The sequence below is a fragment of the Providencia sp. Je.9.19 genome (assembly GCF_051129765.1).
Classification (GTDB): domain Bacteria; phylum Pseudomonadota; class Gammaproteobacteria; order Enterobacterales; family Enterobacteriaceae; genus Providencia.
On sequence record NZ_JBCPSS010000004.1, the window covers coordinates 290,447 to 302,189 of the forward strand.

12 protein-coding genes and 1 pseudogene are annotated in these 11,743 nt (G+C 40.4%); 6 read left to right on the top strand and 7 right to left on the bottom strand.

Going from position 1 to position 11,743, the window contains the following annotated elements; translation table 11 throughout:
- Window positions 1–16 precede the first annotated feature (16 nt).
- From AAZR93_RS15970 to AAZR93_RS15980, 3 genes are all read right to left on the bottom strand, one after another.
- Window positions 17–1,024, bottom strand: coding sequence for an alpha/beta hydrolase (locus AAZR93_RS15970; protein WP_434720430.1), 1,008 nt, complete (start codon window positions 1,022–1,024; stop codon window positions 17–19).
- 150 nt (window positions 1,025–1,174) lie between these two features.
- Window positions 1,175–1,654 carry a cyclophilin-like fold protein gene (locus AAZR93_RS15975; protein ID WP_434720383.1) on the bottom strand — a complete coding sequence of 160 codons (480 nt, stop codon included), beginning with the start codon at window positions 1,652–1,654 and terminating at the stop codon, window positions 1,175–1,177.
- Window positions 1,632–2,855: an MFS transporter gene (locus AAZR93_RS15980; RefSeq protein ID WP_434720384.1), complete on the bottom strand. Its 1,224-nt coding sequence runs from the start codon at window positions 2,853–2,855 to the stop codon at window positions 1,632–1,634. Before AAZR93_RS15980 ends, AAZR93_RS15975 begins: the two co-directional genes overlap by 23 nt.
- 114 nt (window positions 2,856–2,969) lie before the next feature.
- Between AAZR93_RS15980 and AAZR93_RS15985 the strand changes: the two genes are divergently transcribed.
- The 3 genes and pseudogenes from AAZR93_RS15985 (at window position 2,970) to AAZR93_RS15995 (ending at window position 5,525) form a co-directional block, all read left to right on the top strand.
- The gene (locus AAZR93_RS15985; RefSeq protein ID WP_434720385.1) at window positions 2,970–3,866 is read left to right on the top strand and encodes a LysR family transcriptional regulator; all 897 of its coding nucleotides are present in this window, start codon (window positions 2,970–2,972) and stop codon (window positions 3,864–3,866) included.
- A 225-nt stretch (window positions 3,867–4,091) separates the two neighbouring features.
- A pseudogene (locus tag AAZR93_RS15990) lies at window positions 4,092–4,427 on the top strand (aldo/keto reductase); the annotation flags it as partial.
- 108 nt (window positions 4,428–4,535) lie between these two features.
- Window positions 4,536–5,525 (top strand): aldo/keto reductase, encoded by a 990-nt coding sequence (locus AAZR93_RS15995; protein WP_434720386.1) that lies wholly within the window; start codon window positions 4,536–4,538, stop codon window positions 5,523–5,525.
- Between the two features lie 57 nt (window positions 5,526–5,582).
- Here the strand turns inward: AAZR93_RS15995 and AAZR93_RS16000 are convergent, their stop codons facing one another.
- Window positions 5,583–6,476 (bottom strand): LysR family transcriptional regulator, encoded by an 894-nt coding sequence (locus AAZR93_RS16000; RefSeq protein WP_434720387.1) that lies wholly within the window; start codon window positions 6,474–6,476, stop codon window positions 5,583–5,585.
- Window positions 6,477–6,677: 201 nt separating this feature from the next.
- On the opposite strand from AAZR93_RS16000, the gene AAZR93_RS16005 reads away from it, so the two are divergent.
- Entirely contained in the window at window positions 6,678–7,376 is a 699-nt protein-coding gene (locus AAZR93_RS16005) for an RluA family pseudouridine synthase (protein ID WP_434720388.1), read from the top strand.
- An 18-nt stretch (window positions 7,377–7,394) separates the two neighbouring features.
- On the opposite strand, the gene AAZR93_RS16010 is transcribed toward AAZR93_RS16005, so the two are convergent.
- Window positions 7,395–8,270 carry a LysR family transcriptional regulator gene (locus AAZR93_RS16010; RefSeq protein ID WP_434720389.1) on the bottom strand — a complete coding sequence of 292 codons (876 nt, stop codon included), beginning with the start codon at window positions 8,268–8,270 and terminating at the stop codon, window positions 7,395–7,397.
- A 96-nt stretch (window positions 8,271–8,366) separates the two neighbouring features.
- Here AAZR93_RS16010 and AAZR93_RS16015 point away from each other — a divergent pair, with 96 nt between their 5' ends.
- Window positions 8,367–9,374, top strand: a complete 1,008-nt coding sequence (locus AAZR93_RS16015; protein WP_434720390.1) for a nitrilase family protein — start codon at window positions 8,367–8,369, stop codon at window positions 9,372–9,374.
- 432 nt (window positions 9,375–9,806) lie between these two features.
- Here AAZR93_RS16015 and AAZR93_RS16020 read toward each other — a convergent pair whose 3' ends face one another.
- Window positions 9,807–10,346, bottom strand: coding sequence for a DUF2058 domain-containing protein (locus tag AAZR93_RS16020; protein WP_434720391.1), 540 nt, complete (start codon window positions 10,344–10,346; stop codon window positions 9,807–9,809).
- 169 nt (window positions 10,347–10,515) lie between these two features.
- Window positions 10,516–10,998: a cold-shock protein gene (locus tag AAZR93_RS16025; RefSeq protein ID WP_294110353.1), complete on the bottom strand. Its 483-nt coding sequence runs from the start codon at window positions 10,996–10,998 to the stop codon at window positions 10,516–10,518.
- A gap of 290 nt (window positions 10,999–11,288) precedes the next feature.
- Here AAZR93_RS16025 and yajD point away from each other — a divergent pair, with 290 nt between their 5' ends.
- Entirely contained in the window at window positions 11,289–11,636 is a 348-nt protein-coding gene (yajD, locus tag AAZR93_RS16030) for an HNH nuclease YajD (RefSeq protein ID WP_294110242.1), read from the top strand.
- Window positions 11,637–11,743: the final 107 nt, after the last annotated feature.

Below are 11,743 nucleotides of genomic sequence, written 5' to 3' on the forward strand. Positions count from 1 at the left end.
ACAATCATATCCTGACTCATAGATTTTGTTGAAAAAAATCACTGAGTTTATCAAAAGGGATTTTTTTGATATTGTCATATAAATCAACATGATCTGCCTTTGGGATAATCAATAATTCTTTTGGCTCAGAAGCCTGTTTATAAACATCTTCAGAATAATATCGAGAGTGTGCATTCTCCCCAGCGATTAATAAAATAGGCCTTGGTGAGATCATGTCAATATTGGCGTGCATCGGAAAATTAAAAAATGATATAGGCGTAGTGGCCGTCCATGCAGTCGATGAATTAATTGATCTAGGGTGGAAGCCTCTAGGCGTGCGGTAATAATCGTAAAACGCCGCTAATACGGTAGGTGCGTTCTCAGGTAAGGTTTCCGGTAAAACTCGTTGTCCTTTGATAATATTGCCATTTTCATCAAAAGGAACTTCGTGATAACCAAGCGCATAGTCACCCTTCCCAGCATCTTCCCAACGCTGTTGACTAAGGTAATCAATCACTTTTTGGCGTTGCTCAACGGTATAACTATCTTGATATCCACGGCTAATACTGCGAGACATATCGTACATTGAAGCCGTTGCAACTGCTTTGATTCGTGAATCACTGGTAGCGGCAGTCAATGCCATTCCACTCAAACCGCATATGGCTAAAACACCAATACGATTTCGGTCAACATTTGGCTGCATTCCTAAAAAATCTATCGCAGCACTAAAATCTTCAGTGTTGATATCCGCTGAAGCGACATTGCGTGGCTCACCTCCACTTTCCCCAGTAAACGACGGGTCAAATGCTAATGTAATAAAACCACGCTCCGCTAACGTTTGCGCATATAAACCAGAGGATTGCTCTTTTACTGCACCAAAAGGACCACTGAGCGCAATTGCTGCTAATTTTTCATGCCTATTTTTAGGTTGATATAAATCAGCCACTAATACCAAGCCATATCTATTTTTAAAACTTACTTTTTGGTGCTCAACGTTCTCACTTTTTGCAAAAGTTTTATCCCACTTTTGATTCAGTAATGGCATTGATTGAGCCGAGGCAGGAGTTGCTATCACCGATGCAATACTGGCCACTGCGAGGCTCGCCCCTGTTAATTTAAGTAAATGACGACGTTCATTATTAAGCGGATATTTTGATAATTTTTGTCGATAACTATTCATAAAATTAACCCTCTGTTAGTTTTCTTGGAAAAGCACTATCGTGACTTGCTTCGCTGATTTAAATTTCAAATGTTCAATACCTTGAGTAATTTTCCCCAATCGAATTAAGCCCGATGAATAATGAAATCTCTGATAAAAAATGGCGATATTTCCCCAAGGCGCATAATAAGCAATGTCACCTATTTCTGGTGTTATCCCTTCAGGGGTATTTCGAGTCAGTAATTTGCGTGGAAGATAAGTGATTTTTTCCGTAGCGGCATAATCAGCAAGTTCAACGGTTATTGGTAATAAGGCAATAAAATCACGTACGGTTTCGGTATCATCCAATTTCCCTATAACTACTTGGTTATCTACACGTATTTGTATAAGGTGTGTTTTTACCTTTTGACCCACAGAAGTGTCACTGGCATAAACGGATTGAACTGAGTTAAAAAACGAAATCCACATGCAAAAACATAAAGATATCGCAATTTTATTCGGTGATATTCTCGACATGAACTACTCCTTCAGCCTTTGCCGTAAACTTAACCAATATGGCTGCAATCACTAAAAATAGCGCACTGAAAACAAAAGCACTTTGATAACCACTAATATCAAAAAGTAGACCGCCAACCGTAGAACCCAACGCGATAGAAAGTTGAATAACGGCCACCATTAAACCACCACCCGCTTCTGCATTATTTGGAAAAATTCGCGGCACCCAACTCCACCAGCCAACAGGTGCTGCTGTTGATATCAATCCCCAAATTCCTAATAAAATCATAACGGCAACTAGCGAATGACCAAAAGCAATAAGAGATAAAGCAGCTATGGTCATTAATAATGGTATCGCTGCTAATGTTCGATAAAGTCCACGTTTTAATACGTTCCCTACTAAGAGCGTCCCAATAAATCCTGCAATACCCATAATTAATAAAATTAACGTCACCATCGAAATATCAATTTTTGTAACGGTTTCAAGGAAAGGACGAACATAGGTAAACAGCGTGAATTGACCCATGAAGAAAAATCCAACAGCTAGCATGCCAAGGGCAATAACACGACGCTTAAATAACGTAAAAATAGTGAAAATATGCTGATTATTTTGGTTAGACAATAGCTTAGGTGGCATCGAAGGCAAACTCACCCACAGCCAAATAATGGCAAGTACTGCAATAGGAACTAGGCAAAAAAATGCACCTCGCCATCCCACAACCGCACCTAAAAAAGCCCCCAATGGCGCCGCAATTACCATTGCTAATGCATTACCACTATTAAAAATGGCTAAAGCGCGAGGTACTTGATTTATCGGTACTAAACGCATGGCTATAGCGGCAGACATCGACCAAAATCCGCCAACAACAACACCGATTAATGCCCGACCTACCATATAAACATAATAATTTGAGGCTAAAGCAATCAGAGCACCCGAGAGTCCCATAATCGCCGTTAATCCCAATAATAAGGCTTTACGATTTATTCCTTTCGTTAATATAGAAATAAACAAACTGGTGATCACCGCAAAAAAACCTGAAATAGTGATACCTTGACCTGCCATACCCTCAGTAACTTGAAAATCACGAGCAAGAGGTGTCAATAAACTCACAGGCATAAATTCTGATGCTATCAACACAAAGACACATAAGGTCATAGCAAAAACCGCACTCCAATTTGCATTTTGAGGCTGCGGTTCTTTTTGTAAAATAGCGTTATCCATCCCGTTCATTCCCTCTTATTTATAAATCACAAATTAATGGACACTATGATGGCATAGGGTAGATAATTTAATTAGTAGGCATAATCTTTATGAACTTGTGAGAAAAATTCACTAATGACAAAAAGCAAAATGAACGACTTACACGCCTTTCTTATCGTTGCTCAAGAAAAGAGTTTTACTAAAGCGGCGGCAAGACTTGGTGTGACACCCTCGGCATTAAGCCACACCATCCGACTTTTAGAAGAACGATTAGGTATTCGCTTATTAGCAAGAACAACACGTAATGTCTCTGCGACCGAAGCGGGTGAACAGCTAATGAATGCAATTAATCCTCTATTTGAGCAAATTGATGCTGAACTTAACGCACTTGGTGAGCTGAGAGATAAACCTCGGGGAACTATTCGTTTAAGCTGCACAGACGACCAAATTGAATTGTATATTCGCCCCATGCTCAAAAATTTTTTACAACAATATCCCGATATTACGCTAGAAATGTATGTCGATTACGGATTTACTAATGTTGTAGAAGAACGTTTTGATGCAGGTATTCGCATTGGCGATGAGATCAATAAGGACATGATAGCAGTACGAATTGGACCAAACTGGCGCTTAATTGCTGTTGGCTCGCCATCTTACTTTAAATTCGCTCCAAAACCTTCAATTCCTGATGATCTCATTCAGCATCAATGTATTAACATTCGCCACCGAGCCGCTGGTATTATTTATGCGTGGGAGTTTGAACATGAAGGTCGTGCTTTTAGTATGAAACTCGATGGGCAATTAGTCTTTAATAGCACCCTCCACCAGCTGAATGCCGCTCTTGATGGAATGGGAATAGCCTATATTCCTGAACATTTAGCCGAACCTTATATCACTAGCGGCAAGCTACAAGCAGTATTAACAGATTACAGCCCTTATTTTGAAGGCTTTCATTTATATTATCCAAACCGTCGTCAATCCTCACCTGCTTTTATGGCTTTTGTTGAAGCAATACGATATAGAGCAAAATAACCATAACAAAATAAATATTAGTTATTATCGATACATTCGTAATCACAACCTTTTGTATTATAACATTATTACTTCACCTCTCCCCCTCGACTTTCTTAAGTGGTTTTTTATTTAGTTAATCTGAATTCATGAATTTTGCTCATAAGCGCTAGAAAATAACAGCCTCTAATCTAATCAATAAATTTACGTTATGCTTTATCTCACAGGCAGCAAAAGGAGTTAAATATGCAAACGGTCAAATTAAATAATGATATTGAAATGCCACTTTTAGGTTTCGGCGTATTTCAAATGACAGATGCCGCCGAGTGTGAGCGCGCAGTGCTTGACGCACTAGAAACAGGGTATCGATTAATTGATACCGCAGCTTCTTATCAAAATGAAAACCAAGTTGGGAATGCACTCAAACAAAGCGGAATACCACGAAAAGAGTTATTTATAACAACAAAATTATGGTTAGAAGGCGCGAGTTATGAAGGTGCCAAAGCACAATTTGAACGTTCGCTAAATCGCCTACAGCTTGATTACGTTGATCTCTATCTTATCCACCAGCCCTACGGCAACGAGTGCCTTTGTCTCTCATCGAAATCCTGCCATGGTTGAGTGGTTAGCAAATCGTAAACTGGATGTATAACAAAACAAACAATGAACGCAGTTATTAGGAACAAAACCATGAAAAAACGTTATCTCGGTAAATCTAATCTTGAAGTTTCTGCTCTTGGTCTAGGTTGTATGGGACTAAGCCATGGCTATGGTCCCGCTACTGATACACATAAAGCCATTGAATTAATTCGTGCGGCGGTTGAAAGGGGTGTAACCTTTTTTGATACCGCGGAAGTGTATGGTCCATACCTAAATGAAGAAGTCGTCGGTGAGGCCTTAAAACCATTTCGTGACAGAATCATCATTGCCACAAAATTTGGTTTTAACTTAGGAAATGATAATAAACAGCAGCTTTTAAACAGCCGCCCTGAACATATTCGTGAAGCCGTCGAAGGCTCATTACGTCGGCTCAAAACAGACGTTATCGACCTGCTTTATCAGCATCGCGTTGACCCTGATGTCCCGATTGAAGATGTCGCAGGTACAATCAAAGATCTGATTGCTGAAGGTAAGGTTAAACACTTTGGTCTTTCTGAGGCAAGCGTACAAACAATTCGCCGTGCTCATGCAATCCAACCCGTTACTGCATTACAAAGTGAATATTCTTTATGGTGGCGCGAACCTGAAGACGAAATATTGCCTGTACTTGAAGAACTTGGCATTGGATTTGTGCCATTCAGTCCATTAGGTAAAGGGTTTTTAACTGGTGCGATTAAAACAAGTACCACCTTTGGCGATGATGACTTTCGCAGTAAAGTACCACGCTTCAGTGCCGAATCTCTTGAGGCAAATGAACAATTAATTTCATTATTATCTGAACTTGCCGCAGAAAAAGGCGTCACTTCTGCACAAATCGCGCTCGCTTGGCTACTTGCACAAAAACCGTGGATTGTGCCTATTCCAGGTACAACTAAATTACATCGTTTAGATGAAAACCTTGGCGCCGTGGATATCATGCTGACCCAAAGCGATTTACAAAAAATAGCGCATGCACTTAATACAGTGAAAATTATTGGCGAACGCTACCCTTCTGCATTACAAGCACTGATTAATCGTTAATATGAATTAGGGCTGATTACAGTTGCTAAACCACTGTATCAGCCTTATTTTTAAATATTATTCATGATGGCGTAGCGCATCAATTAATAATGCAAATGCGGGAAGATGCTGTTTTCTACTTGGATAATAAAGGTAATAACCTGAAAATGTTGGGCACCAATCATCCAGAACTTGAATAAGCTCACCAGATTTCACCGCCTCTTGAACTGTATCCTCTGGCACACAAGCAACCCCAAATCCAGATAACACAGCATCAATTCGCTCTGACAATAAATTAAAGGTCAGTTGCCCTTCAACTTTCACGCGCAACGATTTCCCTTCTTTTTCAAATTCCCAATGATACAAACCACCCGCCGAAGGAAGACGCATATTAATGCAGCGATGATGCTGCAAATCATGTGGGGTTTGCGGTATATCGTGGGATGCAAAATAACTAGGGGCTCCAACGACAACCAGACGCATATCCGGCCCAATACGCACAGCAATCATATCCTTATCAACACTTTCCCCCAAACGTACTCCTGCATCAAAACGGCCATCAACAATATTCACAAAACCATTGTCAACGACTAACTCAATATTGATATCGGGATACATGCGTAGAAACGGCTTTAGTTTTGGCCAAAGAAGACTACGAGCTGCATGTTCCCCCGTAGAGAGGCGGATATTACCTGAAACCGTTCCATTAAGCTGAATTAGGCTTTCTAATTCATATTCAAGCTCTGTCAGTTTAGGCTCGAGGCAAGCAATAATTTTTGTCCCTAACTCAGTAGGTGCAACACTGCGGGTTGTACGGGTTAAGAGCCGAATGTTCAAACGCTCTTCTAATCCCTTGATTGAATGACTCAGTGCCGATTGAGACACTCCCAATATATTGGCGGCTTTAGTAAAACTTCGTTCCCTCGCAACAACAAGAAAGATTTGCAATTCATTAAAATTATCTTTCAGCATTACACATTTCCTTAAACCACTAGCCCTACAAACCAAATTAATAAGATTTACCCATAAATGCAATGAGTTATATTTAGGTAAGACATGAGGACTTGATAGACAATAACATCAAGAATAAATACGTTTTCTCGCCATACCCCGATTCGCCAGTCGGCTTAAAATTAGTTATCATTCATTTCTACTTTTTATCGAGATAGCCTGATGTCTAAGATTATCGATACTTTTATTGCTCCGCCGTGCCATGAAGAAATTGAAAATCTCTATCAGGACGAGCATCTCGTGCTTATCAATAAACCTGCCGGACTACTTAGTCTTTCGGGGAAAAACCCACAAAATCTAGACTCAGTACATCACCGATTGGTGCAGATATTTCCCGGCTGTACTCTTGTCCACCGTCTCGATTTCGGCACTTCCGGATTAATGGTGATTGCTCACAATAAAGCGATAAACGCCGCTCTATGCCACCAATTCAGCCAACGTGCAGTCACCAAGGTATACAGCGCACTACTTTGCGGACATCTAATAGAGAATGAAGGTGTGATAGACGCCGCCATTGCAAAAGACCCTGCACTATTTCCCCGAATGTCGATTTGTGCAATCCACGGCAAACCCGCCCGTTCTTACTATCAGGTTATTGAACGCTTCTATCATGAATTGGAAGATGGAACATTGCTGCCATTAACGCGAGTACAACTAACGCCAGAAACAGGGCGTACTCATCAACTCCGCATCCACTGTCAGCTATTGGGACACCCTATTTTGGGCTGCGACCTGTATGGTGGACTTCTACTACCCGGTACTGAACAAACTCCACGGCTAATGTTGCACGCCAGCGAACTGCACTTTGTGCACCCCATTAGCAACGAGTGGATCAAAGCCCATAATGCCAGTCCATTTTGAACACAAAAATTCGTTTGATCATAAAGCCACTGATGATGAGAGTACTGTCCTAACAAAATTATCTCTGATAGGGTCCTCTATCTTCGAATTCCACGCTAGACCTATTTGCCATGTAGTATGCGCACCTTCAAGAAGCACCAGTTTTACTTGAGACGGCAGAATATGGATAACACTCTGAGGCAATAGAGCCACCCCTTCACCCGCAGCGATAAGTGCCAATAACGTCTGAATATCATTAGCAACTAAAATAGCTGGGGGAATAATGTTATTCGCGGTAAGAAATTTGTGCCCTTGACCGGTTAATCCTTCCCCTCGATGGTGAGAAAGTTGAAGAAGATTATGAGTTTTAATTAACTCTATTGCATTAACACCTTTTTTATAATGTTTCAGCGCTATAGCAAGAACCAATTTTTCTTCGGCGAGGGCTTTGCTTTCTAACTGATCATTAACTGGCAGCCTTACAAACCCTGCATGAAGCTTTCCTTCTATTAAAAGCTGAAGCTGTACTGCCGTAGGCATATCGTTCAGTGATACTTGAATACTGGGAAATAGCGAATGAAAAACTGCCACGTGTTCGGGAGCCAAACTAAAGGACGATATACCAAAGCCCACTTTTATCTTACCTGTATTCCCTTTTTGAATATCTATCATCGCAGAACAAAAATTATCATAAGACATCAATACTTCATCAGCTTTATGCATTAATTGTTCCCCCGCTATAGTCAACTTGGCACCATGACGGCCACGCTGAAATAGGGTCAGGCCAGAAATACTCTCAATTGCCTGAATTTGCTTAGTTAGTGCGGGTTGCGTTATGCAAAGCTGATCCGCTGCCAAATGATACTTCCCTTGGCGTGCAAGAGTAACGAATGCACGTAATAGTTTTATATTCATTCTTTTTAGTTATCAAATAGGGGAAAAATTATGATTATACTCATTGGATTTTTTTTAGTGAAATGACGACTTAATCACCAGATTAGGACGAGTATAATGAAAAACAATCTATGCACTGCTACTGTACAATTTTGTCACCGTGCTGGCGATAAATCGTATAACTTATCAGTTATGGAAAGCTTTATCCTACAAGCTTATGAGAAAAATATAAAGATTTTAGCATTTCCCGAGATGTGCATCACCGGCTACTGGCACGTTCCAAATCTTAGCAGTGAAGAAGTCTATATGTTATCCGAATCTGCTGATGATGGCCCATCCATAACCAAAGTGGCTGCTTGGGCTGTAAAATATCAAATGGCAATAGGGGCAGGATTTATAGAGAAGGGAAGTGACGGAAAGCTCTATAACGCCTATGCGGTTTGTATGCCTGATGGTAAGCGCCATATACACAGAAAACTCCATCCTTTTGAACATCAAGAGATTTGCAAAGGCGATAGCTTTACTGTTTTTGATACACCTTGGGGCGTTCGTGTTGGTATCCTTATTTGTTGGGATAATAACCTCACAGAAAATGCACGAATAACTGCATTACTGGGTGCTGATATCCTTATTGCCCCACATCAGACCGGAGGAACCCATTCACGTAGCCCTTTGGGAATGAAACCTATCCCAGTTAGTCTTTGGGAAAACCGACATAACAATCCCGATGAACTCATGGCTGCTTTACAGGGTGATAATGGCCGTGGCTGGCTAATGCGCTGGTTACCTTCACGCGCTCATGATAATGGTTTTTTCATTTTGTTCAGTAATGGTGTTGGCTTGGATAACGGTGAAATCCGTACTGGTAACGCCATGATTATTGACCCTTATGGGCGGATTATCACAGAAAGTCATACCTATGAAGACACAATGGTATGCGCCAATTTGGATCTAGATTTGCTCACTTCATCTACCGGAAGACGCTGGATCCACGGCCGCCGCCCCGAGTTGTACAATATTTTAAGTGAATACCAAGGTTACGAGCGTGATTCCATTACAGCGCGCTTTTCCGAAGATATCCCTTGTTTTAATAGCAATAAAAAAGATGGAGATATATCTAAATGATTGAAGTGGTTGAAGTATATCCACTCTATACTCTAAATAATTCAAATGACAGCTAGGCGACAAGAGAATGAGACACTAGGAGCATACAAAAGTATGTGACTAGTGCGAATGAGCGCAGTCAACAACGCTGCCGTTTGAAGTATGGCTACTTAAAAATACTAAATACTCTAAATAATTCAAATGGCAGCTAGGCGACGAGAGAATGAGACGCTAGGAGCATACACAAGTATGTGACTAGTGCGAATGAACGCAATCAACAACGCTACCGTTTGAAGTATGGCTACTTAAAAATACTAAATACTCTAAATAATTCAAATGACAGCTAGGCGACAAGAGAATGAGACGCTAGGAGCATACAATAGTATGTGACTAGTGCGAATGAACGTAGTCAACAACGCTGCCGTTTGAAGTATGACGAGTATTTGACGAGTATTACCACATAAGGTCATCAGGCACCTGAAACTCCGCATACGGATCCTCATCATCCTGCGCTTCTTGGCTCAATGCGTTATTTAATACAATGCTACTCTCATCTCGTTGTGCGATTTTATCTGCAACACTTGCTGGGATAATTGCATATCCACTTACTTCGCCGTTATCTGCGACTAGGCGCGCAATCGCAAGGCGTCCACTTATTAGCTGAGATTGAGTTATTTTATCCACGGCGACTTTTTTAATTAAATTATTGTCAGTGAAATTAAAATTAATATCGCCTTTTGAAATGTCGATTCGATTCATTTCAATTAATTGTTTTACCTGAGCTTTATACTCTTTAGATAACGCGGCTTGTTTTTGTTTTTCGCTTAGCGCTTTATCACGCTCAAGTTGTGCTTTTTTATTTTCTTCTACAGCTTCTCTGGCCTCACGACCTTGAACGCGTGATTTTTTAGCGGTTCTTTGGACTTTCGCCATTTTTTTGCTGGTCACTAATCCAGCTTTTAGCATCTGCTCTTGTAAGGTGAGTTTTGTCATATTGGTTCCCAAACCCGTTCAAAGTAGTTTGTAGGATTATACCTGTAATATTGAGGCTGTACCAAGTTACAGAACTTGATAACTTTGAGTGAGTTAAATTTGAAGAGGGTTTATCTGAGGCTGGCACTGCCAGCTCTCAATCAGCGATGTTTGCTAATGACACAATATTTTAAATTTTGAGTAGTTTTACAGTGGCATCTATATCTATTTCGTCTTCAGAAAAAATTAATGTCGTATCCTGAAAAGTATTAATCGCCAATTTTTTCAATGTGCGCATTTCACCGGGTTCAGTGGCTGCCTTTGGCCTAATGCTATTCATGAGTAAACCCACAGACAATACCGCGTTGTCTTTATCAATACGGGTATCAGCTGGCACTTCTTCGTTATAAACTAAAAAAGACTTGATAGAGGTAAGTTTAAGACGCTCGCCTGCAATAAAAATATATTTACTTTCCGGTAATACTTTTACAGCAAAAGCTGATAAGCCTTTGTTATTTGTAGTGGGTTCAAAAGTCACCGCTGCATCTTTTTTAATTAGCTCGGGATTAGCGACCTTAATCACATGAAAATAACGGTTATCGCCGTTTTCATCTTTGATAAATCCAAAACCTTTATCTTCAAACCACGTTGTGATCGTTCCATTCATCGCTATTACCGCCTACTTAATTGTTTGTCTACTCAGTTTTTTCAGCACGCAGTATAAAGCACAATGCCTGCGCAAACCATGTCTTTGGTTTAAGTCTAGATGATAAATTTTGGGGATGCGAGGGAATGACAAGTGAAAGTGCAATAGATACTGCTAGCCATGACAAAGCATTAGCAAGGCTGCTGAGCGAATGTTGATATAATTCTATTCCTCTTACATTTTACCTTCTATTCCATTATGGGGTATATTGGAAACACTCTCATGAAATTATCTCTTGTTAACAGGTAACATTGGCAATGGCTCTGATCCCAAAAAACTACGCGCGACTGGAAAGTGGCTACCGAGAAAAAGCATTAAAAATTTATCCGTGGGTATGTGGACGCTGCACACGAGAATTTGTTTATTCAAATCTACGTGAATTAACCGTTCACCATATCGATCACGACCATACGAATAACCCTGAGGATGGCAGTAATTGGGAGTTATTGTGTTTATTTTGCCATGACCACGAGCACTCAAAATACACTGAAGCCGACTTATACGGTACAAATGTTGTCGCTGGGGAAGATGCTCAAAAAGATGTTGGCGTTGCCACCTATAATCCCTTTGCCGATTTACAGTCAATGCTTAATAAGAAGAAATAATTTCAACAACAATGCCCCTAGGCAAGAAACTGATTTTCAGAATTTCGTAAAAATGACAATCACACATTATCACTTGCTTGCCTTTTTCTATCAGCCTTTTAAAACAG

Excerpts from the sequence above, each read along its gene's own strand:
- AAZR93_RS15985 (WP_434720385.1), top strand. The coding sequence starts at position 2,970 with ATGACAAAAAGCAAAATGAACGACTTACACGCCTTTCTTATCGTTGCT.
- yajD (WP_294110242.1), top strand. The coding sequence starts at position 11,289 with ATGGCTCTGATCCCAAAAAACTACGCGCGACTGGAAAGTGGCTACCGA.
- AAZR93_RS16015 (WP_434720390.1), top strand. The coding sequence starts at position 8,367 with ATGAAAAACAATCTATGCACTGCTACTGTACAATTTTGTCACCGTGCT.
- AAZR93_RS15975 (WP_434720383.1), bottom strand. The coding sequence starts at position 1,654 with ATGTCGAGAATATCACCGAATAAAATTGCGATATCTTTATGTTTTTGC.
- AAZR93_RS16010 (WP_434720389.1), bottom strand. The coding sequence starts at position 8,270 with ATGAATATAAAACTATTACGTGCATTCGTTACTCTTGCACGCCAAGGG.
- AAZR93_RS16000 (WP_434720387.1), bottom strand. The coding sequence starts at position 6,476 with ATGCTGAAAGATAATTTTAATGAATTGCAAATCTTTCTTGTTGTTGCG.
- AAZR93_RS15980 (WP_434720384.1), bottom strand. The coding sequence starts at position 2,855 with ATGGATAACGCTATTTTACAAAAAGAACCGCAGCCTCAAAATGCAAAT.
- AAZR93_RS16020 (WP_434720391.1), bottom strand. The coding sequence starts at position 10,346 with ATGACAAAACTCACCTTACAAGAGCAGATGCTAAAAGCTGGATTAGTG.
- AAZR93_RS15995 (WP_434720386.1), top strand. The coding sequence starts at position 4,536 with ATGAAAAAACGTTATCTCGGTAAATCTAATCTTGAAGTTTCTGCTCTT.
- AAZR93_RS16005 (WP_434720388.1), top strand. The coding sequence starts at position 6,678 with ATGTCTAAGATTATCGATACTTTTATTGCTCCGCCGTGCCATGAAGAA.
- AAZR93_RS15970 (WP_434720430.1), bottom strand. The coding sequence starts at position 1,024 with ATGCCATTACTGAATCAAAAGTGGGATAAAACTTTTGCAAAAAGTGAG.